Annotated in this window: 22 protein-coding genes and 1 pseudogene; 12 read left to right on the top strand and 11 right to left on the bottom strand. The window is 74.4% G+C overall.

What is annotated here, in order from left to right; all coding sequences use genetic code 11:
* Nucleotides 1–96: 96 nt before the first annotated feature.
* Both ACFVHB_RS04820 and ACFVHB_RS04815 read left to right on the top strand, forming a co-directional pair.
* On the top strand, nucleotides 97–1,293 hold the full coding sequence (locus ACFVHB_RS04820) for an RNA-guided endonuclease InsQ/TnpB family protein (RefSeq protein ID WP_380315105.1): 1,197 nt from the start codon (nucleotides 97–99) through the stop codon (nucleotides 1,291–1,293).
* A 37-nt stretch (nucleotides 1,294–1,330) separates the two neighbouring features.
* Nucleotides 1,331–1,720 (top strand): annotated as a pseudogene (locus ACFVHB_RS04815) (SDR family NAD(P)-dependent oxidoreductase); the annotation flags it as partial.
* A gap of 104 nt (nucleotides 1,721–1,824) precedes the next feature.
* Here the strand turns inward: ACFVHB_RS04815 and ACFVHB_RS04810 are convergent.
* The 3 genes from ACFVHB_RS04810 to ACFVHB_RS04800 form a co-directional block, all read right to left on the bottom strand.
* Nucleotides 1,825–2,064, bottom strand: coding sequence for a hypothetical protein (locus tag ACFVHB_RS04810; RefSeq protein WP_380315102.1), 240 nt, complete (start codon nucleotides 2,062–2,064; stop codon nucleotides 1,825–1,827).
* Nucleotides 2,061–2,969 (bottom strand): hypothetical protein, encoded by a 909-nt coding sequence (locus tag ACFVHB_RS04805; protein ID WP_380315099.1) that lies wholly within the window; start codon nucleotides 2,967–2,969, stop codon nucleotides 2,061–2,063. The genes ACFVHB_RS04810 and ACFVHB_RS04805 overlap by 4 nt, the downstream gene beginning before the upstream one ends.
* 270 nt (nucleotides 2,970–3,239) lie before the next feature.
* Complete coding sequence (locus ACFVHB_RS04800) at nucleotides 3,240–3,512, bottom strand: helix-turn-helix domain-containing protein (protein ID WP_380315096.1); 273 nt, start codon at nucleotides 3,510–3,512, stop codon at nucleotides 3,240–3,242.
* A gap of 93 nt (nucleotides 3,513–3,605) precedes the next feature.
* Here ACFVHB_RS04800 and map point away from each other — a divergent pair, with 93 nt between their 5' ends.
* A complete protein-coding gene (map, locus tag ACFVHB_RS04795) occupies nucleotides 3,606–4,373 on the top strand; it encodes a type I methionyl aminopeptidase (RefSeq protein ID WP_380315093.1) in 768 nt (255 codons plus the stop codon).
* Between the two features lie 202 nt (nucleotides 4,374–4,575).
* Entirely contained in the window at nucleotides 4,576–5,925 is a 1,350-nt protein-coding gene (locus ACFVHB_RS04790) for a DUF2254 domain-containing protein (RefSeq protein ID WP_380315091.1), read from the top strand.
* Nucleotides 5,926–6,129: 204 nt separating this feature from the next.
* On the opposite strand, the gene ACFVHB_RS04785 is transcribed toward ACFVHB_RS04790, so the two are convergent.
* Nucleotides 6,130–7,029 carry a hypothetical protein gene (locus tag ACFVHB_RS04785; protein ID WP_380315089.1) on the bottom strand — a complete coding sequence of 300 codons (900 nt, stop codon included), beginning with the start codon at nucleotides 7,027–7,029 and terminating at the stop codon, nucleotides 6,130–6,132.
* A complete protein-coding gene (locus tag ACFVHB_RS04780) occupies nucleotides 7,026–8,033 on the bottom strand; it encodes an SPFH domain-containing protein (RefSeq protein ID WP_380315086.1) in 1,008 nt (335 codons plus the stop codon). Before ACFVHB_RS04780 ends, ACFVHB_RS04785 begins: the two co-directional genes overlap by 4 nt.
* 119 nt (nucleotides 8,034–8,152) lie before the next feature.
* Between ACFVHB_RS04780 and ACFVHB_RS04775 the strand changes: the two genes are divergently transcribed.
* Together ACFVHB_RS04775 and ACFVHB_RS04770 are read left to right on the top strand one after the other, a co-directional pair.
* Complete coding sequence (locus ACFVHB_RS04775) at nucleotides 8,153–9,253, top strand: hypothetical protein (RefSeq protein ID WP_380315195.1); 1,101 nt, start codon at nucleotides 8,153–8,155, stop codon at nucleotides 9,251–9,253.
* Nucleotides 9,254–9,466: 213 nt separating this feature from the next.
* Nucleotides 9,467–11,791 carry a transglycosylase domain-containing protein gene (locus ACFVHB_RS04770; RefSeq protein ID WP_380315083.1) on the top strand — a complete coding sequence of 775 codons (2,325 nt, stop codon included), beginning with the start codon at nucleotides 9,467–9,469 and terminating at the stop codon, nucleotides 11,789–11,791.
* A gap of 154 nt (nucleotides 11,792–11,945) precedes the next feature.
* Here ACFVHB_RS04770 and ACFVHB_RS04765 read toward each other — a convergent pair whose 3' ends face one another.
* Nucleotides 11,946–13,232: a glycerophosphodiester phosphodiesterase gene (locus tag ACFVHB_RS04765; protein WP_380315080.1), complete on the bottom strand. Its 1,287-nt coding sequence runs from the start codon at nucleotides 13,230–13,232 to the stop codon at nucleotides 11,946–11,948.
* 458 nt (nucleotides 13,233–13,690) lie between these two features.
* Here ACFVHB_RS04765 and ACFVHB_RS04760 point away from each other — a divergent pair, with 458 nt between their 5' ends.
* Together ACFVHB_RS04760 and ACFVHB_RS04755 are read left to right on the top strand one after the other, a co-directional pair.
* Nucleotides 13,691–14,257, top strand: coding sequence for a DJ-1/PfpI family protein (locus ACFVHB_RS04760; protein ID WP_380315077.1), 567 nt, complete (start codon nucleotides 13,691–13,693; stop codon nucleotides 14,255–14,257).
* A 149-nt stretch (nucleotides 14,258–14,406) separates the two neighbouring features.
* The gene (locus ACFVHB_RS04755) at nucleotides 14,407–14,949 is read left to right on the top strand and encodes a gamma carbonic anhydrase family protein (protein ID WP_380315074.1); all 543 of its coding nucleotides are present in this window, start codon (nucleotides 14,407–14,409) and stop codon (nucleotides 14,947–14,949) included.
* Nucleotides 14,950–15,005: 56 nt separating this feature from the next.
* On the opposite strand, the gene ACFVHB_RS04750 is transcribed toward ACFVHB_RS04755, so the two are convergent.
* The gene (locus ACFVHB_RS04750) at nucleotides 15,006–16,328 is read right to left on the bottom strand and encodes a serine hydrolase domain-containing protein (RefSeq protein WP_380315071.1); all 1,323 of its coding nucleotides are present in this window, start codon (nucleotides 16,326–16,328) and stop codon (nucleotides 15,006–15,008) included.
* Between the two features lie 401 nt (nucleotides 16,329–16,729).
* On the opposite strand from ACFVHB_RS04750, the gene ACFVHB_RS04745 reads away from it, so the two are divergent.
* The 4 genes from ACFVHB_RS04745 to ACFVHB_RS04730 all read left to right on the top strand — a co-directional run bounded on the left by ACFVHB_RS04745 (nucleotide 16,730) and on the right by ACFVHB_RS04730 (nucleotide 18,606).
* Nucleotides 16,730–16,966 carry a DUF2277 domain-containing protein gene (locus ACFVHB_RS04745; protein ID WP_380315068.1) on the top strand — a complete coding sequence of 79 codons (237 nt, stop codon included), beginning with the start codon at nucleotides 16,730–16,732 and terminating at the stop codon, nucleotides 16,964–16,966.
* A gap of 37 nt (nucleotides 16,967–17,003) precedes the next feature.
* Nucleotides 17,004–17,240, top strand: coding sequence for a DUF6296 family protein (locus tag ACFVHB_RS04740; protein WP_380315066.1), 237 nt, complete (start codon nucleotides 17,004–17,006; stop codon nucleotides 17,238–17,240).
* A 102-nt stretch (nucleotides 17,241–17,342) separates the two neighbouring features.
* The gene (locus ACFVHB_RS04735; RefSeq protein ID WP_380315063.1) at nucleotides 17,343–17,627 is read left to right on the top strand and encodes a DUF427 domain-containing protein; all 285 of its coding nucleotides are present in this window, start codon (nucleotides 17,343–17,345) and stop codon (nucleotides 17,625–17,627) included.
* 94 nt (nucleotides 17,628–17,721) lie between these two features.
* Nucleotides 17,722–18,606, top strand: a complete 885-nt coding sequence (locus ACFVHB_RS04730) for a hypothetical protein (protein WP_380315060.1) — start codon at nucleotides 17,722–17,724, stop codon at nucleotides 18,604–18,606.
* Nucleotides 18,607–18,787: 181 nt separating this feature from the next.
* On the opposite strand, the gene ACFVHB_RS04725 is transcribed toward ACFVHB_RS04730, so the two are convergent.
* The 4 genes from ACFVHB_RS04725 to ACFVHB_RS04710 all read right to left on the bottom strand — a co-directional run bounded on the left by ACFVHB_RS04725 (nucleotide 18,788) and on the right by ACFVHB_RS04710 (nucleotide 22,147).
* Nucleotides 18,788–19,144 (bottom strand): hypothetical protein, encoded by a 357-nt coding sequence (locus ACFVHB_RS04725; protein WP_380315057.1) that lies wholly within the window; start codon nucleotides 19,142–19,144, stop codon nucleotides 18,788–18,790.
* Between the two features lie 109 nt (nucleotides 19,145–19,253).
* Nucleotides 19,254–19,415 (bottom strand): hypothetical protein, encoded by a 162-nt coding sequence (locus ACFVHB_RS04720; protein WP_380315054.1) that lies wholly within the window; start codon nucleotides 19,413–19,415, stop codon nucleotides 19,254–19,256.
* 139 nt (nucleotides 19,416–19,554) lie between these two features.
* Nucleotides 19,555–20,826, bottom strand: coding sequence for a GyrI-like domain-containing protein (locus ACFVHB_RS04715; protein ID WP_380315051.1), 1,272 nt, complete (start codon nucleotides 20,824–20,826; stop codon nucleotides 19,555–19,557).
* Nucleotides 20,827–20,932: 106 nt separating this feature from the next.
* On the bottom strand, nucleotides 20,933–22,147 hold the full coding sequence (locus tag ACFVHB_RS04710; RefSeq protein ID WP_380315048.1) for a cytochrome P450: 1,215 nt from the start codon (nucleotides 22,145–22,147) through the stop codon (nucleotides 20,933–20,935).
* Nucleotides 22,148–22,158 lie beyond the last annotated feature (11 nt).

Below are 22,158 nucleotides of genomic sequence, written 5' to 3'. Positions count from 1 at the left end.
CACGTCACTGTGCGGCAGAAGGCCGGCCGGGAGGATCGTGCCGTGTGTCAGTGGTGTGTGGCATGTTGGTCACCGGGCCGGGAGGGGGTGGGTCGGATGATGCGTGCGTACAAGTTCCTCATCAGGCCCACCGTGGGCCAGGAGCAGCAGCTCGCCGCGATGCTGCGCGACCACTGTGGGCTGTACAACGCGGCACTCCAGGAGCGGCGGGATGCCTTCCGGCACGTCTCCAGGACGACCGTGCGCTACGGCGATCAGTCCGGGCAGCTCAAGGAGATCCGGGCGTTCGACCCGGACCAGGCCCGCTGGTCGTTCAGCTCGCAGCAGGCGACGCTGCGCCGGTTGGACAAGGCTTTCGCCGCGTTCTTCCGCCGGGTCAGGGCCGGTGAGAAGCCGGGCTATCCGCGCTTCCGGTCCTCCCGGCGGTTCGACACCGTGGAGTTCCCGAAGGACGGCGACGGCTGCCGCTGGAACTCCACTCCGCACGACCCGGTCACCCGCGTCCGGCTGCAGGGCGTCGGCCACGTCAGGGTGCATCAGCACCGGCCGGTCGTCGGCAGGGTCAAGACGATCAGCGTCAAGCGTGAGGGCCGCCGCTGGTACGTCATCCTCACCACCGACCAGGCCCGGCCCGAACCGCTGCCGCCAACCGGCAGCGCGGTCGGCATCGACCTGGGCATAGCCAACTTCCTCGCCGACTCGAACGGCGGGTTCGTGCCCAACCCCCGCCACGGCGCGAAGGCCACTGCCAAGCTCGAAGCCGCACAGCAGGCCCTCACCCGGTGCAAGCGCGGCAGCAAGCGACGCCGCGAGGCCGTCGAGACCATCGCCCGGCTGCATCGCAAGGTCCGCCGCCAGCGGCTCGACCACGCTCACAAGACCGCCCTGAGCCTGGTGCGTGAACATGACTTCATCGCGCACGAAGACCTCAGGATCCGCACCATGGTCAAGGCCCCCGCGCCCAGGCCCGACCCCGACCGGCCGGGCGGCTTCCTGCCCAACGGGGCCGGGGCCAAGGCCGGGCTGAACCGCTCGATCTCGGATGCCGGTTGGGGGGTGTTCCTGACGATCCTCACCGCCAAGGCAGAATGCGCCGGACGGGAAGTGATGGCCGTGGACCCCCGCAACACCTCCCGGCGGTGCCCTGCATGCGGGCACACCGCCAAGGAGAACCGGCCCACACAGGACACCTTCCACTGCGTCGCCTGCGGCCACCGCGCGCACGCCGACACCGTGGGAGCCGTCAACGTTCTACGGGCCGGGCTGGCCCGTCGCGACACCCGCAAGGGATAGCGAGAAGCCCCCGGCATCAGCCGGGGGAGGAGTCACGAAGCACCAGATCGTCGAGCTGCGCGCCCGCGGTGGTGGCGCCATCGTCAACATCTCCTCGAACCTGGGCACCCACCTCCGCCTCCCCGGCCTGGGCGCCTACGCCGTCACCAAGGCCGCCGTCGCCACCCTGACCCGCGCCGCCGCCCGCGACCACATCGCCGACGGCGTCCGGATCAACCTGGTCAGCCCCGGCCCGGTGGACACCAGCATGTCCACCCGGCCCGGCGAGACCGCCGCCGACAAGGCCGACCGGATGAAGGAGCAGGTGCCCGTCGGCCGGGCCAGCGCGCCGGAGGAGATCGCGGCCGCCGTCCTCCACCTCGCCTCCCCGGAGTCCGCCTTCACCGTCGGCGCGGACCTCGTCCTCGACGGCGGCGTCACCGCCTGACTCCGCGCCACCTCACCGCCCGCCCGGGCGGCCGGGCGCACCGCGCGCCCGCCCGCCCGGACACCGCGCGCCCGCCCGCACCGTCCGCGCGCCCGGGCGGCCCGTCACCCCGGCCCCCGTCCGACCCCGTCGGCGGACGGGGCCCCGCCGCCGGGCGGTGCGGGATCGGCCGGGCGGAGCGACGCCGCCAGGAGCTTGCCGACCTCGGCCCGCTGCGGGGCGGTGCACCCGGTCATCAGCCGTTCCAGCCGGCGCAGCACCAGCAGGTCCCGCAGGAGCCGGACGCCGGCCGCGGCCAGCCCGTACAGGGCGAGCACCCCCGCCATCGAGAGTCCGGTCGTCATCGGGCGTAGTCCTCACGGGTCAGCGCGTCGAGCGCCTCGGGGCTGATCGAGTGCGTCGGTACCGTGCACGAGCGGTGGCGCCGCAGCACCAGGGCCTGGCCGCCCAGCAGGGCGGTGTCGGAGGCCGGGAGGTACCTGGCGGCCGCCGCCTTCGGCAGGCCCTCCGCCGTACCGTGCGCGAGCAGGGTGGCGAGGAGTTCCTCCAGGGCGGGGCCGCAGCACCAGGAGATGACCAGGTCGGTGGTGCCGTGGGTATAGCAGTTCGCGATGCCGTGCGGGGCGGCGGCCCGGTTGACCAGCGCCGGGCGGCGGAGGACCCGGCTGAGCAGGAGGTCGCGAGCGGACCGGTCGCGCTCGGGCGGGGAGTCCCAGCGGCGGGCGCCGGCCAGCTCCGGGTCCACGAGGACCGCGGGGGAGCGGTCCCACAGGGGTGTCTCCCCGTCGAGGACGCGCGGCGTCCGGAAGGGTGAGCGGTCGGCCGTGGCCAGGGTGATCCGCGCGCCGCCCAGGAGGCTGGACAGCACCACCTGGTCGCCGTCCGCCCGGGGCCGGAGCCCGGGGACCCCGCGCAGGCCGCGGTAGTGGGCGTCCCAGCGCGGCAGGAGCTCGCCGAGGGCCTCGGTGGCCATGCCGGGCTCCAGTCGGAGCAGCAGTTCGTCGCCCTCGGTGTCGGCGTGGACGACCCCGAGCAGGGCGCCGTTCAGCTGGCGGTCCTGGAAGGCGTTGGCGAGCGTGTGGGTCACCATGGCTTCGAGGCGCAGCTGGTCCGCGTCCACGGTGTCCGGGACCGGGGCCTTGACGAAGGCGTCACCGCTCCGGGCCAGGCGCAGCGCGGTGGCCCAGGGGATCTCGGTCGACCGGCGGATCCGTTTGGCCAGCCGGGTGATGTTGTCGGACGAGGACACCGGACTCCCCCTCATCGTTACCGCCCGGCATCGGTCGGAGAGGCAGGTCGCACGTGCCCTGCGGGTGACATGGGTGAGGAACCGCGGGCGACTCTCCAAAGCCCTCTGCTCACCCCGGCCTGCCGGGACCGGGTGCGTGAGACGTGTTGCCGCGTCAACGGCGGCAGCCTACACGCCCGGACGCCGTCCCGTCGGCGCCCGGGCGGACGCCCTGCTCGGGGCCGGCGGCGGCGCTCGGGCGGACGGCGGGACTCGGGCCGACGGCGGCGCTCAGGCCGACAGGGCCTGCCCGTCCTCGGCCGGCAGGGCGCAGGCGGCGGCGAGCTCGTCGAGGGAGAGGCCGAGGGCGTGGGCGAGCGCGGCGACGGTGAAGAAGGCGGGGGTGGGGGCGCGGCCGGTCTCGATCTTGCGGAGGGTCTCGGCGGAGATGCCGGCGGCCGCCGCCACCTCGACCATGCTCCGCGTGCCGCGCGCCTCCCGCAGCAGCGCACCGAAGTGCTCGCCGCGCTCGCGCTCCCAGGGGGTCAGTGGGGTCCTCACCATGCCCCGATACTAATACCGCTCCAACCGTGATAGATATACCGGTATAAGAATTGGGCGCCGGGTTCGGCGCCGGACCGGAAGGGGAGCGGTGGCATGGTCGAGCTGAAGTCGGAGGCGGCGCTCGCGGCGATGCGGGAGGCCGGGCGGGTGGTGGCCGAGGCGCTGGCGGCGGTGCGGGGCGCGGCGGCCGTCGGGGTGAGTCTGCTGGAGCTGGACGAGGTGGCGCGCGGGGTGCTGCGGAACGCGGGGGCGAGCTCGCCGTTCCTCGGGTACCGGCCGGCCTTCGCGCCGGTGCCCTTCCCCGCCGTGATCTGCGCCTCCGTCAACGACGCCGTGGTGCACGGCATCCCGGACGGCTACCGGCTGCGGGACGGCGACCTGGTGAGCATCGACTGCGGGGCCGTGCTGGACGGCTGGGCGGGCGATGCCGCCGTCAGCTTCACCGTGGGGGCGGCGCGGCCGGCGGACGAGCGGCTGATCGACACCACCCGGCGCGCGCTGGACGCCGGCATCGCGGCCGCCGTGGTCGGCAACCGGACGGGCGACATCGCGCACGCGATCGCCGGCGTCGCCCGCGCGGCCCGCTGCGGGCTCCCCGAGGGCTTCGGCGGGCACGGCATCGGCCGGCGGATGCACGAGGACCCGCACCTGCCCAACGAGGGCCGCCCGGGGCGGGGTTACCCGCTCCGGCCGGGCCTGGTGCTGGCCATCGAGCCGATGCTCACCGCCGGCGGCCGGGACGACCACCACACCGACCCGGACGGCTGGACCCTGCGGACCACGGACGGCAGCCGGGCCGCCCACATCGAGCACACCGTCGCGATCACCGAGGACGGCCCGCGCATTCTCACCCTCGTCTAGAACGCCCTCCCCCGGTGAGGCCCCTCACCCGGGCCGCCCGCTCGCGGTCCCTCGCACCGCCTGCGCGGTTCCGCCGGGCGCGGCACCACCCGACCGGCCCCCGGGCGGGCAGTCCGGCGGGCGGGCGGCGCCCGGTGAGCCAACGCTTGAGTGAGCGAGCAGGCGTTCGGCGGCCCGGTGCGCAGGACTGGAGGCGGGCGAGGTGATCGGTGGGGTCCACCTGGAGGCGCAGTGGCGCAGGGAGGCGCTGCGGACGAACCTCTGGGTGGTGCCGGTGCTGGAGGTGCTGCTCGCCGGCCTCCTCTTCCTGGTCACCTGGTCCCTGGACCGGGCGGCCCACCGGGGTGACCTGACGCTGCCGACCTGGGTGATCAGCGGTACGTCCGACGCCGCCCGGCAGATCCTGGCCGCCATCGCCGCCGCCCTGATCACCGTCGTCGGCGTGGTGTTCTCGATCATGATCGTGACCCTGACGCTCGCCTCCACCCAGTTCGGGCCGCGGATGCTGCGGACCTTCATCCGGGACCGCACCACCCAGCTGACCCTGGGCACCTTCGTCGGGACGTTCGTCTACGCGGTGCTGTCGCTGATGGTGATCGGCCCTTCCGCCCGCGGCGACTTCGTCCCGCACCTGTCCATCACCGTCTGCATGGGCCTGGTGCTGGCCGACCTCGGGGTGCTGATCTACTTCATCCACCACATCGCCACCTCGATCCAGTTGCCCCGGGTCATCGCCAACATCGCGGCCGAGCTCTCCGCGGCGATCGAGGCGGGGGCGGGCGAGCCGGCCCCGGGCGGCGACGTCGAGCGGGGGCCGCCGGTGGCCGAACTGCACGTCCGGCTGGACGCGTCGGGGGCGGCCGTCCCGGCGCCGGACAGCGGCTACCTGCAGTTCGTGCGGCACCGCACGCTGGTCCGCATGGCGACCGAGCTCGACGCCGTCATCCGGCTGGACCACCGGCCGGGTCACTTCCTGGTGCAGGGTCACCAGCTGGCCACGGTCTGGCCCGCCGAGGCGGCGGTCGAGGTGACCAGGAGCTTCGCCCGCGCCCACATCACCGGTCCGACCAGGACGCTCGCCCAGGACATCGCCTTCGCGGTGGACCAGTTGGTGGAGATCGCCATCCGGGCGCTGTCCACCGCGGTCAACGACACCTTCACAGCCCTGACCTGCATCGACTGGCTCGGGGAGGGGCTGTGCCGGATCGCGTCCCGCTGGCAGCCGGACCCGGTCCACCGGGACGCGGCCGGGCACATCCGGGTGATCTCCGCGCCGGTGAGCTACGAGCGGCTGGTGGAGCGCGCGTTCGAGAAGATCCGCCAGGCCGCGCCCGGCATGCCCGCGGTCCTGATCCGGCAGCTCGACGCGCTGGCGGAGATCATGGCGGAGACCACGACCGAGGCGCAGCGCCCGGTGCTGCTCCGCCAGGCGGCGATGATCGACCGGTTGGGGGCCGAGTCGGTGCCCGAGCCGGCCGACCGGGAGGACGTCCACCGTCGCTACCTCGCCGTGCTCGCGGTGCACGCGCAGCGCACCGGGCGGCAGCACTGAGCCCGAATCCGTTGCCGCGGTCACCCGCGGCCACCGCAGTGACCCGCGGCCGCCGCAGTGACCCGCGGCCGCCGCAGTGACCCGCGCCCGCCGGGGTTCGGCCTGTCACCGGTAACGCCCAGGGGAGCCCCGCCCACCGGACCGCCGAGGACGGCCCGCGCCTCCTCCCCGCAGTCAGCCGGCGCCCGGCACGGCCGGCCGGCGCTATCCCATCAGCCGCAGCCGGGTCGCGGCCACGCCCAGCCGGACGCTCTGGCCCCAGCTGAGCTCCAGCGCGTCCGCCTCGATGCCGTCGCCGAAGGCGACCAGCCGGTCCGACTCGACGGTCAGGACGAGCCGCCCCCCGGCGTCGAGCAGCCCGTGCACCTGGGCGGTCCCGGTGGAGGGGGAGGGCCAGGCCTCGCGGACGAACCAGGCGAGCGCGGGTGCGGCCGCCGGGGGCAGGGCGAGCGGGCCGCCGCGTTCCAGCCAGGCGGAGCGGCACCAGCCGGTGGCGCCCGTCCCGGTGCCGACGAGGACGCCGGAGGAGGCCTGCGGCTCGGGCGTGCCGCCGTCGACGGCCAGCCGGTAGCGCGCGGTCTGGTGACCGGGCTGGCCCACGTACACCTCGTTGAGCGCCAGCAGCCTCTGGGTGTCGTCGGCGACCGCCTCGACCATGGTGCGCTCCTCCAGGTGCCGCGCGCCGCTGCGGGCGGCGGCGGCCGGGAGCAGGGCGGCCAGCGCGTCGGCGCGGTGGCGGACCAGCACGCCGGGGTTGCGGCCCGGGTCGGCGTCCACGCCGATGACCGGCTGCCCGTCCAGGTACTTGGCGACGTTGGCGACCAGCCCGTCCTGGCCGACCACGACCACCACGTCCTCCGGTTCGAACAGGAACCGGGGCAGGTCGGCCCGCTCGACCCGGGTGCGCCGCCAGTCCAGCGGGACGGCGGCCGCGGCCCGGGCGAGCGCCTCGGCCTGCCGCCCGTGGCGCTGCTCGACCTCCGTGACGGACCGGCCGCGGGAGGCGAGGAAGAACGCGGCCTGCCCGGGCGTGCCGTGGTGGGCGATCAGCTCCTCGTACTCGGTGCGGCGGTGCACCAGGACCGCCCGGGGTGCGAGGGTCACCGCTCGCCCGCGGGGGTGGCGAGCCGCCCGAGCAGCCCGGTGAGCAGGTCCGGGGTGACGGTGACGCTGTCGATCTGCGGCAGGTGCTCGGCCAGCTTCATCAGGGCGAGCGCGCGCAGCACGGCCGGGTCGGCCTGCTGGTGGGCGCTGAGCCAGGCGGCCTCGGCGGCGGCCCTGGCCTCGCCGAGCACGCGCGCGGCGTCGGCCTCGGCGCCGGCCAGCCGGGTGCGGCGCTCGGCCTCGGCCTCGGCGCGGACCCGGTCGGCCACTGCCTCGTCCTCGGCCCGGAGCCGGGCGTTGGCGCCCTCCTGGGTGAGCAACTGCTTCTCCCGCCGGGCGAGTTCGATCCGGTTGGCGAGCTCGTTCTCGGCGATGCCGCGCTCGTGCTCGACGGCGACGGCGCGCCGCTCGAAGGTGGCCCGGTCGGCCTCCTGCTGGACCAGCTCGCGGGCGGGGGTCCGCAGCGCGCGCTCCACCTCGGGTTCGGGGCGCAGCGCGACCACCCGGACGGCGATCACGGCGAGCCCGGTCTCGGTGATCCGGGGTTCGGCGGCCAGCCCGGCGGCCATCCGGTCGCGGACGGTGCTGACGCCGTCGGCGAGCGCGGCGGCGAGCGGGGTGCGGGCGAGCAGACCGAGCGCGTGCTGCTGGGCGGTCTCGGTGAGCAGGGTGGCGATCTGGTCGAGCGGGGCGGCGCGCCACGCTCCGGTGTCGGGGTCGATGCCGAAGTCGACGCGGGCGGCGGCGGTGGCGGGTTCGGTGATCCGGTAGGTCAGCGTGGCCTGCACGGTGACGTCCTGGAAGTCGGCGGTGCGGGCGTGGAAGAGCATCGCCAGTTCGCGGTCGTCGACCGGCACTTCGGAGAGGGCGGCGGTGAGCGGGCGGAACCAGAAGGCCAGGCCGGTGCCGTCGTGGGCGATCCGGCCCCGGTTGAGGTGGCGGATGTGGGCGGTGGGGACGGCGCGCAGGTGGCGCAGTCCGAAGCGCTTGGTGATGTCGGCCATGAGTGGCACCCCTTTTCGTCACTGCGACGATATTGGGCGGGCGGTGATCTCGTCAAGGTGACGAGAAGTGGCGGGTCCGCCCGGCCCGGCCGGCGTGGGAGGATCACCTGGTGCTGAGGATGCGAACGGACGGGCGGCGGCCGGCGTGGCGGCGCGGAGCGGCCCGCGCCTCGGCGGCCCTGCTCGCGGCCGCCTGTACGACCACCGCCGTGCTCGGTACCGCCGGTACCACGCCCGCCCGGGCGGCCGACCGCGCCGGGCAGGCGTTCACCATCAACGACCCGCGCATCACCGAGTCCAGCGGCCTCGCCGCCAGCCTGGCCCACCCCGGCGTCTACTGGACGCACAACGACAGCGACGACGGCCCCTACGTCTACGCCGTCGACTCGCAGGGCCGCACCGTCGCCACCGTCACCCTGCGCGGCATCGAGCCGCGGGACGTCGAGGCGATCTCGCTCGGCCCCGACGGCCGGCTCTACGTCGGCGACATCGGCGACAACCTCGGCGGCAAGTGGTCCGAGGTGTGGATCTACTCCTTCGCCGAACCGGCCGAACTGCGCGACCAGTCGGTGGACGTGACCCGCTACCGGGTCCGCTACGAGGACGGGCCGCGCGACGCCGAGGCGCTGATGGTCCACCCGGTCACCGGCCGGGCCTACATCGCCAGCAAGAAGCAGGGCGGGGGAGGCCTCTACCAGGGCCCGGAGAAGCTCTCCACCGCCGGCGTCAACACCTTCCGCCGGATCGGCGACGTCCCGTGGGTCACCGACGGCGCCTTCTCCCCGGACGGCACCCGGTTGGTCCTGCGCGGCTACCTCGCCGCGACCCTGTACCGCTGGAAGGACGGCGCGCCCGTCGAACTCGGGACGCTGTCCATGCCGTTGCAGCGCCAGGGCGAGTCGGTCACGTTCACCGCGGACGGCCGCTCGGTGCTCTACGGCACCGAGGGCAAGGACAGCCCGGTCTGGCGCGAGCCGCTGGACGGCGGGCAACTCCCGGACACCGTGAAGCCGTTGCCGGCCGCGTCGCCCTCGGGCACCGCCCCCGCCGGGCCCGGCCCGTCCTCCCCGGCGTCCGGCGCCGCCTCCGGTGCGCCCGCCGCCGGGGCGTCCTCGGCCGACTCCTCCGGCGGCCCGTCCGACCGCGCCCTGGGCGTGGTGTTCCTGCTCGCCGTGGTGGGGGCGCTGCTCGGCCTGCGCAAGAAGCGGAAGGCCGGCTGACGGGCGGTCGGTGCGTCCCGCCCCGGGCCGGCGCCGGCGGACCCCGGCCGACCCGGCCGATCCGGGCGTGGTCGAACGACCCTTCCCACAGTGCGAAGTTGGCCGAAAGTGATGTCACCCCGTCCCGGATGCGGTGAATCTGTCGCCGATTTGTGACAAAGCTTGGCCAACACCCGTCCCACGAGGGGTTTTCGTGGACGTAGTGTTCCGGCTATGCCACGGAAGAGCCGCCGCACCTCCGCCCCGGACCAGGGCGACACCTGGGTCCCCCGCCCCCGGCGCCGCGAGACCCCGCTCGGAATGCTGGGTCACACGGTGAAGTTCCTCGGCTACAGCACGCTGGCCGGCGTGCTGCTGGCGGGCATCGCCCTGCCGGCGGCGGGTGCGCTCGGACTGACCGCCAAGAACACGGCGGACGACTTCGACAACATCCCGGACGACTTCAAGACCCCGCCGCTGACCCAGGCCTCCTTCATCTACGACGCCAACGGCGGCCTGATGGCCAAGGTCTACGAACGCGACCGCACGGTCATACCCGCCGACCAGATGTCACCGCTGATACGCCAGGCCCAGGTGGACATCGAGGACGCCCGCTTCTACGAGCACGGCGCGGTCGACCTCAAGGGCGTGCTCCGGGCGGTGACCAAGAACGCCGAGAGCGGCGCCGCCGTCCAGGGCGCCTCGACGCTGACCCAGCAGTACGTGAAGAACGTCAACGTGGAGAAGGCCGGCGACGACCCGGTCCTCGTGCGCGAGGCGCAGCGCAAGACCCTGGGCCGCAAGATCCAGGAGCTCAAGTACGCCATCAAGCTGGAGGAGGACCTGACCAAGGAGCAGATCCTCACCAACTACCTGAACATCACCTTCTACGGGAACAAGGCCTACGGCATCCAGGCCGCCTCCCGGCGCTACTTCAGCAAGGACGCCAAGGACCTCACCCTGCCCGAGGCGGCGACGCTGGCGGGCCTGGTGCAGAACCCGACCCAGTACGACCCGAAGCTCCACCCGGAGGCCGCCCGCAAGCGCCGGGACGTCGTCCTCGACAAGATGGTGGAGAACAAGCACATCACCGTCGAGCAGGCCAGGGAGGCCAAGGCGGGCCCGCTGGTCCTGCAGTACCAGGCCCCGCGGAACGGGTGCATCACGGCCAACGCCGGCATGGGCTTCTTCTGCGACTACGTGCGGCGGGTGATCAAGCAGGACCCGGTGTTCGGCAAGACCGCCGCCGAGCGGAAGAAGCTGTGGGACGAGGGCGGTCTCAACGTCCGCACCACCCTCGACCCGGTGAAGCAGGCCGCCGCGCTGAACGCGGTGACCACCAAGGTCTACGTCACCGACCCGGTCTCGGCGGCGATGACGATGGTCGAGCCGGGCACCGGCAAGATCCTGGCGATGGCCCAGACCCGCCCGTACGGCATCGACAAGGACAAGAACGAGACCGTCATCAACTACAACGTCGACGCGGCGATGGGCGGCGGCAACGGCTTCCAGCCGGGCTCCAACTTCAAGCCGATCGTGGCCGCCGCCGCGCTGGAGGCCGGGCTGCCGCCGACCCAGGCCTACCCCTCGCAGAACCGGATCGACTGGCCGAACATGTCGACCTGCTCGGGCACCTGGAAGAACCTGCAGAAGGGGAAGAAGGAGGGCACCGTCCCCAACGAGTCGGCGGGCGAGGTCGGCCCGTACGAGCTGAAGAAGGCCATGGCCCTCTCGGTGAACACCTACTTCGTCCAGATGGAGCAGGAGATCGGCCTCTGCGCGGTCAAGCAGATGGCCAACAAGCTGGGCATCGCGGGCAAGGCCAACGGCGACGCGCTCGAGGAGGTGCCCGCGCTCGGCCTCGGCACCCAGGAGGTCAGCCCGCTGACCATGGCGAACCTCTACGCCACCTTCGCCGCCCGGGGCACCTACTGCGCGCCGGTGGCGCTCACCCGGATCACCACCGTGGACGGCCGGGACGTGCCGGTCCCCCCGGTCAAGTGCAACCAGGCGATCTCGCAGAACACCGCCGACGTCCTCAACACCGTGCTGCTCGGCGTGACCGAGAAGGGCGGCACCGCGCGCGACCTCGGCCTGGACGACGGCCGGCAGATCGCCGGCAAGACCGGTACCGCCGACGAGAAGAAGGCCGCCTGGTTCAGCGGCTACACCGCCAACCTGGCGGGCTCGGTCTGGCTCGGCGGCCCGGCCAAGGGCGTGCCGATGCGGGACATCAGGATCGGCGGCAGGTACCACGACGAGGTGTTCGGCGCCACCGGCCCCGGCCCGATCTGGCAGCAGGCGATGAGCCAGGCGGTTCGGGGCATGCCGGAGGAGAACTTCCGGACCGTCTACATCCCCGACCCGCCGCCGAAGAAGGACCCGACGACCGAGAGCCCGAGCGGGACCGGCCCCAGCGGCACCGCCCCCTCCGGGACGGCGGGACCGGGTGGCGGCGGCCGCCCCGAGACGACCCCGGGCCGGCCCGGCGGCAACCGCCCCACGGCTCCCGGCCGGCCGCACAGCGCGGCGCCGACCGACCCGGCCGACGACCACTGACACCGCCAGGCCCACGACCGTGCCCCGGACCGTTCGAACGGTCCGGGGCACGGTCGGTCCGGGGCCGGGCCGCCGGTGGGCCGCCGCCGGCGGAGTGCCGACGGGAGCCCGGCGGGGGTTCCCGGCAGGGTTCGGCGGGGCCGTCAGCGGGCCGTCAGCTGACGCCCTCGGCGGCCCAGAAGTCCTGCCGGGCCAGGATCGAGGTGTCGGCCTGGTCGGTGAAGAAACCGTCCACCCCCAGCTCGTAGAGGTACCTGGCCCAGCCGATCGCGTCGCCGTACGCGTTCGGGTCGGTGCCGCGGCGGTAGTCCAGTGGCAGGAAGCCGTTCTCGTTGCGGACCGTGTAGGGGTGCAGCAGCAGGTTGGCCGCGTGCGCGTCGCGCACCAGCGTGGTCGGCGCCTGGAGCTTGCCGTTCGCGTCCACCGGCGCGATCAGCTGGGTGGTCGGGCCGATGCCGTGCGCGAAGGAGGCGATCCAGCGCAGCCCCTCGGGCTTCACCAGGTCGGCGACGGTCCGCTTGTCCCCGGCCAGGACGAAGTCGTACGGCTGGCTGGTCGGGCCGCCGAGCAGCTGGATCCGCGGGTTCTCGACCAGCCGGGCCAGCCGCTGCAGGCTGCTCGGCTCGAAGGACTGCAGGATCGCCCGCCCGCTCCGGCCCGCCAGGCCGGTGCGGCGCAGCTCGTCCGCGAGCCGCTCCTCCAGCGGCAGGCCGATCGAGCGGAAGTAGCTCGGGTGCTTGGTCTCCGGGTAGAGCCAGACGTCGCGGCCGAGCTCCCGCCCGCGCTTGCGCGCGAAGTCGGCGAGCTCGCGGAAGGTGAGGATCTGCCAGCGGCCGTCGTACAGGGTGTTGCGCTGGCGCTGCTGCGGCAGACGCTCCTTGGCGCGCAGGGTCTTCAGCTCGGCGAGCGTGAAGTCCTCGGTGAACCAGCCGGTGAGGGCTTGGCCGTCGACGGTCCTGGTGGTCCGGCGGCCGGCGAACTCGGGGTGGTCGGCGACGTCGGTGGTCTCCGCGATGTTGTTCTCGTGCCGGACCACCAGGTGGCCGTCCTTGGTCGGCACCAGGTCCGGCTCGATGACGTCCGCGCCCAGCTCCAGGGCCAGCTCGTACGAGCCGAGCGTCTCCTCCGGGCGGTAGCCGGGGGCGCCGCGGTGGCCGATGACCAGCGGGTGCGGCAGCCGGTCCAGGCCGGTGCCGGTCCGCACCGGCGAGCGGGTCCCGGCCGGGCGGGCGGCCGCGCCGCGCTCGTCGGAGTCGTCGGCCCGGTCGGAGGCGTCCGGCCGGTCCTCGCCGGGCGCCGCGATCGCGTCCCCGGCGCCGGCGGCGAACGCGGCCGCGCCGAGGCCGGCGACACCGGTCGCGCGCAGGAACCGGCGGCGTGAGGAGCCGGCGTCCTGCGCGGGCTCCGCCGGGCTGCTGCCGTCGAGCGGACGGTACGTCATGGAAACTCCTTGCTCGCAACTGTGGCGTGGCGGTGGTGGGCGCGGCGGTGGTCCGTCGCCCGCAGACTAGGAGCAGCGGCGCCCGCCCGGGTGGCCGCCGGGCGAACTGCGGGCGAAGTTCGGCCATGTGTTCGTGTCCGTGCGGTGGGCCCGGGCGGGCCGCCGCGGCGCGGCGGTGCGTACCGGCACGGGTGCGGCCGGCCCGGGCGGGGGATGGCCGCGCCGGGACGCGTCCGGGCCGTGCGACACCGGGGCCGGAGCCGTGGAGCGCGCGCCCGGCGGGCGGCGCGCCCGACCGGGCACCGGCGCGTCCCGGCGCTCACGCGCTGTCGTGCGACCGGTGCGCCCCGTTGCGTCGCCGCCGCCGGGTGCGGAAGCCTGGTCCCGGCCCGCGCCGGTCGCCACCGTGGCGGGCCCGCACCCTGTCTGACGGCCGTTCAAGTGGAGGGATGTCGGCGATGACATCGAAGATCCTGCTCGTCACCGGTGACGCCGCGGAGTCGCTGGAGGTGTTCTACCCCTACCAGCGCCTGCGCGAGGAGGGCTACCAGGTCGACATCGCGGCCCCGACCCGGAAGCGGCTGCAGTTCGTCGTCCACGACTTCGTCGAGGGCTTCGACACCTACACCGAGAAGCCCGGCTACACCTGGCCCGCCGACCTCGCCTTCGCGGACGTCGACCCGGCCGAGTACGTCGCGCTGGTGATCCCCGGCGGCCGCGCGCCGGAGTACCTGCGCAACGACCCCGAGGTGCGGCGGATCGTCCGGCACTTCTTCGAGGGCGACAAGCCGGTCGCGCAGATCTGCCACGGCCCGCTGGTGTCCACCGCGGCCGGCGTGCTCTCCGGCCGGCGCACCGCCGCCTACCCGGCGCTGGAGCCGGACATGGTGGCCGCCGGCGCCGAGTACGTGGACGGCGAGGCGGTCGTGGACGGCGTCGTCGTCTCGGCCCGGGCGTGGCCGGACCACCCGGCCTGGATCCGCGCCTTCGTCGAGGTGCTCCGGGTGAAGGCCCCGCTCGCCTGACCCCGCCCGCGGCCCGGGGAGGTGGCCCGGCCGCCCGCCGCCCGCCCGCCGGCCGCGTCGCCCGGCTGACGGGTGCTCGAACGGATCGTCGACCGGGGGTGCCATCATGGCCGGCACATGATGGGCCGACGTCACCAGGAGGACGAGCCATGACAGAGCCGCTGATCGCCGCCGTCGGGGGCCGGGTGCCCGCCGTCGACCCGACCGCCTTCATCGCCCCCAACGCGGTGGTGGTGGGGGCGGTGACGGTCGCCGCCGGGGCGAGCGTCTGGTACGGCGCGGTGATCCGCGGCGACGCCGAGACGATCGCGGTCGGCGCGGGCAGCAACATCCAGGACAACTGCACCCTGCACGCCGATCCGGGCTTCCCGCTGGTGATCGGCGAGCGGATCTCGGTCGGGCACAACGCCGTGCTGCACGGCTGCACGATCGAGGACGACGTCCTGGTGGGGATGAACTCCACGGTGCTGAACGGCGCCCGGATCGGCACCGGCTCGCTGGTCGCGGCGGGCGCGGTGGTGCCGCAGGGCATGGAGGTGCCGCCCGGCTCGCTGGTGGCCGGCGTCCCGGCGAAGGTCCGGCGCGAGCTGACCGAGGAGGAGCGGGCCGGGATCAAGTCCAACGGCGAGGGCTACCGCCTGCTGGCCGACGGCCACCGCCGGATCGAGCCGGTCGAGCGTCCGGCCGGCTGACGGCACGCGCGGGCGCGCCCCGCCGGAGGCCGGCGGAGGCGCGCCCGCGGCCCGCGCTACTTGTTGCCCGCGGGGATGAAGTAGACGTGGTCCGGCGTCACGGTGCTGGTGATCGCCTGCCCGAACAGGGTGGTCGGTTCGAGGCCGTCCGTGAGGATGTCGGTGTTGAGGACCACCACGAGGGTCGCGTCCAGCTCGGGCAGGTAGAGCACGAGGCTCTCGTACCCGGGCAGCGAGCCGTTGTGGCCGATCCACCCCTGGACGTCGAAGATCCCGAGCCCGTAGCCCGCGCCGGGCAGACCGGTGGGCACGAACTTGGTGCGCTGCGCCTGGGTCTCGGGCGAGAGCAGGGTGCCGGTGGCGAGGTCCTTCGCCCAGTGCTTCAGGTCGGACAGGTCGGAGATCATCGCACCGGCGGCCCAGCCCCAGCTCGGGTTCCAGTCCGTGGCGTCCACCGTCGCGCCGTTGGGGGTCTGGTTGGTGTAGCCGTGCGCGTGCGGCGACGGGAACTCGGCGCCCTCCGGGAACACGGTGTGGCGCAGGCAGCTCGGGTCCGTCACCCGGTCGTGGATGAACTCGGCCAGCGGCTCACCGGTCACCTTCTCGACCACCAGGCCGAGCAGGATGTAGTTGCTGTTGTTGTACTGGAACTTCGTCCCCGGCGGGTCGACGTTGGGGTGCTTGTAGCCGTACGCGAGCAGTTGTTCGGGGGTGTAGGGCTTGGTGGGGTCCGACTCCAGCGCCGCGATGAAGCCCGGGTCCGAGGAGTACGGGAACAGGCCGCTGCGCATCTCGGCGAGGTTGCGCACGGTGATCCGGTCGCCGTCCGGGACGCCGCTCACGTACTTCGAGATCGGGTCGTCGAGCCCGACCAGCCCTTCGTCGACCAGTTCCAGCACCGCGGTGGCGGTGAAGGTCTTGGTCACGCTGCCGATCCGCATGTAGAGGTCGTCGGTCATGGGGGCGCCGGTCTTCTTGTCGGCGACGCCGAACGAGCGGACGTACCGCCCCTTCCCCGGCAGCCAGAGCCCGACGGACACGCCGGGAACACCGGTCTTGGCCATCGTCTGCTGGATGGCCGCGTCGAGCTTGGCCGCCAGCTCGGGGCTCAGCGCGGCGGACTGCTCGTCGGTGCCGGCACGGACGTCGGTGTCGCAGCGGTCGGCGTCGCGGTGGCGGTCGCCCTGGGCGTAGCCGTCGTCGTGGCCCTCGTCGTGGCCGTGGTGGTGCCCCCGGTGGTGGCCGTGCCCGTGGTGGTGGCCGTGGTGGCCGCGGTGGTGTCCGTGTCCGTGCGCGGCGACCAGATCGGGCACCGCCGCGTTCGCCGGAGTCGCCCCCACCGATATCAGGCCCGTGAGGGCCATGGCGGCCACCGCCATGCCTCGGTACGCTCTCGGGCTCCTTCGGCGGGTCAGCGATCGGGTCATCTCGATTGTCCTCGTTCCGGGTTGGGGTCCAGCTCTTGGTGCGATCGTCGGTGGCCGGTCCCACCGCGACGACTCTGACGGGCTGTCCGGGTGACGGGGTGTCGGGCCGTCCCGGCGGCGTTCTGACGGCGCCCCGCCGGGCCGGACCCGATGCCCGGGCGGTTCCCGGCTGCCGGGAACCGGCGAGGTTCACCCGTGCGAGTGCGGGCCCTTCGGCGGTGGCCGGTGCGGACGGAGCGTATTCGTTCGCCCGGAATCCCAATCCGGCCGGATTCCGCCCCCGCGGGGCGCCCGCGCCCGGCCGGGCCCGGACGGGGGTCGCCAGCCCGGCTCCCGCGCGCGAGACTGGGGTCATGTGCCGCAGTATCAAGACGTTGAGACCGCCCGTGACACCCGACGCCTCCGAGGAGGACTTCCGTGCCGCCGCACTGCAGTACGTGCGGAAGGTGTCGGGGTTCCGGGCTCCGGCGGCACACAACCGGGAGGCCTTCGACCGCGCCGTGGACGCCGTCACCGAGGCGACCGCCAGGCTGCTGGCGGAGCTGGAGGTGCGCGGCGCGCCCGCTCGTACCGTGGACGCCACCGCGTGACCCGGCGGCACCCACCAGCAGGAAGAGGAGGTCGGCGATGAGCCCCGCGGACCGTTACGCACTGACCTTCCCGGGCACGCCCGGCACCCAGGCCCCGCAGGACGTCGTCGTGGTCACCCGGACCAGTGCGAGCGGTCCGGGAGGTCACCCCGTCTACGAGGACGCCAGCGGCATCGTCCGGGCCGAGATCAGCGACGCCGGCGAGGTGCGGATGCTCGCCAGCGGCGGCCACCAGACGCCGCACTTCCCGGTGCACGCCGAGCCGCTCCCGTAGACCCGGTGCGCCCGGCTCCGGGGGGGGGCCGGCGGGGTCCGGTGGGTCCGGCCGGCGCGGGGTGCACAGCCGTGGCGCGCCGCCGTCCGGCAGAATCGGCGCATGACCACAGCGCGCTGGCAGGGCACGGTCATCGCCGAGAGCGATGACACCACCGTCGTCGAGGGCAACCACTACTTCCCGGCCGAGTCCGTCCGCAGCGAGTACCTGCGGCCGTCCGACACCACCACCGTCTGTGGCTGGAAGGGCACCGCCGAGTACTACACGATCCACGTGGACGGGGCGACCAACCCCGACGCGGCCTGGTACTACGCCGACCCCGAGCCCGCAGCGGCGCACGTCCGCGGCCGGATCGCCTTCTGGCACGGGGTGGAGATCACCGACTGAGGCGTGCCCGACCGCCCGCGCCGCGCGCCCGGCGGGAACCGTCGGACCGCCCGAGGACCGCGTACCACCGGGCCTCGCCGGGTACCGGCAGAACATGGCAATCTTCAGGAGGCCGGGGCGCTCCGGGCAGCCGGAGCCGACCCCCGCGCACATCGCCGACGAACTGGCCGAGCTGGTCGAGGAGCTGGAACCCTCGGCGCCCGGCGCGGCCGAGGGCGGCCCGGCCGAGGAGCTCAGCGAGTACCAGGCCGAGCGGGGCCGTCGCCGGGGCACGGCGCTGGTCGCCTCGGTCGCGAGGGTGCTCGGCGCCCGCAGCCGGTCCGCGGCCAGGGGCGTCGCGTACGGCGGCCGGGCCATGGCCGACCAGCTGCTCCAGGCGGCGCCGCGCATCCCGGTCCGCGACCTCGCCACCCTGCGGGCCCAGCACCCCGGCGCCGTCGACGCCGACCAGCTGGCCGAGCTGCTGATCACCGGTGCCACCCGCGCCTCCGCCGCGCTCGGCGCCGGCGTCGGGGCGGCGGCGATGCTTCCCGTCCCGCCCGCGATGCCGGTGGAGATCGTCGCCGAGACGTTCGCCGTGGCGGCGGTCGAGATCAAGCTGATCGCCGAGCTGCACGAGACCTACGGCGTACCCGCCCGGGGCACCGCCGCCCAGCGCGCCTCCGCCTACGTCGGCGCCTGGGCCAACCGGCGCGGCATCGACGCGACGCTGCTGGTGAAGCCCGCCGGGTTCGCCGCCATGGCGCTCGGCTCGGAGGTCCGCCAGCAGGTCCGCAAGCGGCTCACCCGCAGCACGCTGCGCCGCCTGCCCTCGCTGATCCCGCTCCTGATCGGGGCCGGCATCGGCGCCACCATCAACCGCCGGGACACCCGCAAGCTGGGCCGCAAGATCCGCGCCGACCTGCGCTCCCGCCGCCCGGTGGACGGCGGCTACTGGTCCGCCGCGGCTCCGGCCCTGCCCGGCGAGGCCGGCCGCTGATCCCGGCCCTGCCCGGCGAGACCGGCCGCTGATACCGGCCCCGCGGCGGCGGTCCGGGGCAGCACGGCCGGGGGCCGAGGGCGCCCGGGGCCCGGAGCCGGCCCGGCCCGAAGCCGGCCCGGCCCGAGGACGGGCGGGGGCCGAGGGCGCCCGGGGACCGGTGACGAGGGGGCGAACCCGGTCAGGCGCCCGGCGCCGACGGGGCACCGGCACCACGGCCGGCCTTGACGGCGTTGACCATGGCCTGGTGGATCGCCCGGGCGGTGATCTCGTCCGCCGCCTGGACCGGGCTCCCGGCCACCGTGTACCAGTCCAGGGCCCCGGTGTACTGCACGGTCAACCGGGCCTCACCGTCCACCCACGTGGTGTGCACGGTGAGGTCCCCGGAGATCGGCCCCACCTCGGCGGTGGTCACCCCGCCGGGGCCGCTGATGATCGACTGGGTGGTCCAGGTGGCCCACGACGCCCGGGGGTCCGCGGGCCGCCCGCCCGTCCGGCCGCCCTGCGCCGCCGCTGCGCCCTGCTGCTGCTCGCTCATGCGCTCATCCTCCCCCGCCGGTCCGCCGCCGATGCGGCAGCGACACCAGCGGTCGCGGAGGCCGCCCGGGCACCGGGCGGCCTCGTGACAACTCGTTCGTCGCGGACGGTCAGCTGTCGGCCTGGGGCTCGTTCAGCGCCTCGCCCTCCGCTTGTGAGGTGTCCTGCGCGTGCAGGTTCTGCATCGAGGTGATGCCCTCCTCCGGGTCGGCGGCGCGGACGTCCTCCTCGCGGTCGGTGCTCACCTCGGACCGTGCGCTCATGTCGGTCATCGCGGGCTCCGTCTCCTCAGCCGGCCGGCGCACACCCGGGCGCACCGCAGGACGGGCGGCGCCGGGGCGGCCGCCGGACCGGGTCCCTGTCTCGCCCTTCCAGCCTGCGCCCGCAGCCACGCCGGAGCCAACTGCGGGGCTATCCGACCCGTTCCACCGGCTGGCGCAGGATCGTGCGCAGCTTCTCGGGGGCGGTCCTGCGCGGGTCGGCGAGGTAGATCTCGTGGTGCCGGCCGGTCGGCCGCAGGCCGTTGGCGCCCAGGTAGGTGTGGTGGAGTTCGTCCAGCACGGCGGTCTCGTCGTCGTACGGGCCGACGTGCAGCACCTGGGCGCTGGGGCCCTCGTGCAGGGTCAGCTGCCGGACCCGGGAGATCGCGGGGAGCTTCTTCTTGGCCAGCGCGGTCCGCACGGCCTCCTCGATCATGTCCTTGGTGACCCAGGAGGGCATGCTGATCAGCATGGTCCAGTTCCAGGTGTCCTTGGCGCGGGCCGTGAAGGCGTCCGGGCGGTCGGACCACCACAGGCCCTCCAGCGGACCCACGACGAAGTCGCCGCCCGCCGTCTGCTTGGCGGCGGACTTGAGCGTGTAGGCGACGGCGTAGAGCGCCTCGACCGCTCCGGCGTAGGCGGGCGAGGTGTTCGGGTCCCCGGCGCCGTCGACGGCGATGAACTGCTGCTCGGGGACGTCGATCAGCGCCCACGCGGTGTTCTTCGGCGCGTAGAAGGGCTTCTGCTCGCGCTTGACGTCGTAGGGGGCCACGGTGGTCTCTCCTCCTGGGGTCTCGGGGCTTGCTGCTTCTCCCGGTCCTGCGGGTCCTGCCGGCCCTGTTGGCCCTGTTGGCCCTGTTGGTCCTGTTGGTCCTGGTCGTTCCGGGACGGGCGCACCGCCCAGTGAGGCGCGGTAGTGGGACAGCCAGGACTGTTCGGCCGACAGCTGGCCGAGGCTGTGGTCGAAGATCGCGCGGACGAACTCGGGGGCGTGCGCGTCGTCGGCCGCCGCCCGGCGGACCCGCTCGATCTGCCCGGCGAGCGCCTCGGCCCGCCGGTCCAGGGCCGCGAGCAGGCGCTCGGGGTCGATGGCCGGCTGGTTGGCCAGCCCGACCAGCAGCCGGGGGAAGACCGGCCGCAGTTCCGCGATCGCCTCCTCGGCGGCGACCGAACAGGCCCGCCGCCCCTCCGGGGTCGCGGCGTACACCTTGCGCGCCTTGGCGCCCCCCGGCCGGGAGGTCTGGGTGATCAGGCCACGCTCGCTGAGCTTCGTCAGCAGGTAGTAGATCGAGCTGAACCCGATCTCCGTCCACTCGCGCATTCCGCGTTCGGCGATCACCGCTTCCAACTCGTAGCCGTGCCGGGGCTGTTCCACCAGCAGGCCGAGCAGGGTGAGCTCGGCCGCGGTCAGGGCTTGGTTCATGCGCCTATTCTAGTACTGGAATAGCCGCCCATGGGGAGGCCGGGGCCGATTCGCGCCGACCGGCCCCGGCCGCCTCGCCCACCCGCGCCTTCCGCCCGGCCCGGGTTCACCAGGTGACCGGCAGCTCCCGCAGGCCGTAGATGAGCGAGTCCGTACGGAAGGCCGGCTCGGCGTCCGGGGCCGCGAGCCGGAGGCCGGGCAGCCGGCGGAACAGGGTGGCGAGGGCGATCTGGAGCTCGGCGCGGGCGAGGGGCTGGCCCAGGCACTGGTGGACGCCGAAGCCGAAGGCGACGTGGCGCCGGGCGTCCCGGTCCACGTCCAGCTCGTCGACGGGACGGGCGCCCGGGGTGCCGAACAGCTCCTCGTCCCGGTTGGCCGTGGAGAGCATGGCGATCACGCCCTCGCCGGCCCGGACCAGGGTGCCGTCCAGCTCGACGTCCTCGACGGCGAGCCGGGGCAGCCCGGTGTGGACGATGGTGAGGTGGCGCAGCAGCTCCTCCACGGCGCCGGGGACGGCCGCCGGATCGGCGAGCCGGGCGGCCTGCTCCGGGTGGCGGAGCAGCAGCAGGGTGGAGAGCGCGATCATGTTGGCGGTGGTCTCGTGCCCGGCGACGAGCAGCAGCAGGCCGGTGGAGGCGATCTCCCGGAGGCTGAGGTCGTCCCGGGTGACCAGCCGGCTGAGGATGTCGTCCCCGGGCCGGTGCCGCTTCTGCGCCGCGAGGCCGCCGAGGTAGTCGAGCAGCTCCTGCTGCGCCCGGCCGACCTGCGCCTCGTCGGCCGTGGTGCTGATCAGCACCCGGCTGAGGTCCTGGAACAGCTGCCGGTCCCCGTACGGGATGCCCAGCAGCAGGCAGATCACCAGCGAGGGCACCGGCAGCGCGAATCGGGCGACCAGGTCGGCGGGGGAGCCGGTCGCGGTCATCCGGTCGACCGCCTCGTCGACGATCTGCTGGATCCCGGGACGCATCGCCTCCACCCGTTTGACCAGGAAGTCCCCGGTGACCATGCGGCGCAGCCGGGCGTGTTCGGGGTCGTCGAGCCGCAGGAAGCTGGGGTTGGCCGCGACGAGCTCGCGCCGGCCGGGGACGAGCAGGGGGAACTCGGGCCGCCGGACGTCCGCACTGAACCGGCGGTCGGAGAGCACCGTGCGGACCTCGTGGTAGCCGGTCACCAGCCAGCAGGAGGAGCCGTCCAGCAGCTCGGCGCGGGTGACGCTGCCCGCCCGGGCGGCCTCGGTGTAGGCGGGCGGCGGGGCGAAGGGGCAGCCGCCGTCGTGGGGTGCGGGCAGCAGCGGGGCGGGGGCGGTGGGCGTGCTCGTCAAGGTGGGATCTC

Origin of the sequence: Kitasatospora sp. NPDC127111 (assembly GCF_042677465.1) — a bacterium.
Classification (GTDB): domain Bacteria; phylum Actinomycetota; class Actinomycetes; order Streptomycetales; family Streptomycetaceae; genus Kitasatospora.
Note: the sequence above shows the minus strand (reverse complement) of the source record. Positions and strands in the feature narration are given on the sequence as shown.

Excerpts from the sequence above, each read along its gene's own strand:
- ACFVHB_RS04755 (WP_380315074.1), top strand. The coding sequence starts at position 14,407 with ATGACAGAGCCGCTGATCGCCGCCGTCGGGGGCCGGGTGCCCGCCGTC.
- ACFVHB_RS04740 (WP_380315066.1), top strand. The coding sequence starts at position 17,004 with ATGAGCCCCGCGGACCGTTACGCACTGACCTTCCCGGGCACGCCCGGC.
- ACFVHB_RS04745 (WP_380315068.1), top strand. The coding sequence starts at position 16,730 with ATGTGCCGCAGTATCAAGACGTTGAGACCGCCCGTGACACCCGACGCC.
- ACFVHB_RS04775 (WP_380315195.1), top strand. The coding sequence starts at position 8,153 with ATGCGAACGGACGGGCGGCGGCCGGCGTGGCGGCGCGGAGCGGCCCGC.
- ACFVHB_RS04725 (WP_380315057.1), bottom strand. The coding sequence starts at position 19,144 with ATGAGCGAGCAGCAGCAGGGCGCAGCGGCGGCGCAGGGCGGCCGGACG.
- ACFVHB_RS04750 (WP_380315071.1), bottom strand. The coding sequence starts at position 16,328 with ATGGCGGTGGCCGCCATGGCCCTCACGGGCCTGATATCGGTGGGGGCG.
- ACFVHB_RS04780 (WP_380315086.1), bottom strand. The coding sequence starts at position 8,033 with ATGGCCGACATCACCAAGCGCTTCGGACTGCGCCACCTGCGCGCCGTC.
- ACFVHB_RS04735 (WP_380315063.1), top strand. The coding sequence starts at position 17,343 with ATGACCACAGCGCGCTGGCAGGGCACGGTCATCGCCGAGAGCGATGAC.
- ACFVHB_RS04715 (WP_380315051.1), bottom strand. The coding sequence starts at position 20,826 with ATGAACCAAGCCCTGACCGCGGCCGAGCTCACCCTGCTCGGCCTGCTG.
- ACFVHB_RS04800 (WP_380315096.1), bottom strand. The coding sequence starts at position 3,512 with ATGGTGAGGACCCCACTGACCCCCTGGGAGCGCGAGCGCGGCGAGCAC.
- ACFVHB_RS04765 (WP_380315080.1), bottom strand. The coding sequence starts at position 13,232 with ATGACGTACCGTCCGCTCGACGGCAGCAGCCCGGCGGAGCCCGCGCAG.
- ACFVHB_RS04770 (WP_380315083.1), top strand. The coding sequence starts at position 9,467 with ATGCCACGGAAGAGCCGCCGCACCTCCGCCCCGGACCAGGGCGACACC.
- ACFVHB_RS04760 (WP_380315077.1), top strand. The coding sequence starts at position 13,691 with ATGACATCGAAGATCCTGCTCGTCACCGGTGACGCCGCGGAGTCGCTG.
- map (WP_380315093.1), top strand. The coding sequence starts at position 3,606 with ATGGTCGAGCTGAAGTCGGAGGCGGCGCTCGCGGCGATGCGGGAGGCC.
- ACFVHB_RS04720 (WP_380315054.1), bottom strand. The coding sequence starts at position 19,415 with ATGACCGACATGAGCGCACGGTCCGAGGTGAGCACCGACCGCGAGGAG.
- ACFVHB_RS04730 (WP_380315060.1), top strand. The coding sequence starts at position 17,722 with ATGGCAATCTTCAGGAGGCCGGGGCGCTCCGGGCAGCCGGAGCCGACC.
- ACFVHB_RS04820 (WP_380315105.1), top strand. The coding sequence starts at position 97 with ATGATGCGTGCGTACAAGTTCCTCATCAGGCCCACCGTGGGCCAGGAG.
- ACFVHB_RS04810 (WP_380315102.1), bottom strand. The coding sequence starts at position 2,064 with ATGACGACCGGACTCTCGATGGCGGGGGTGCTCGCCCTGTACGGGCTG.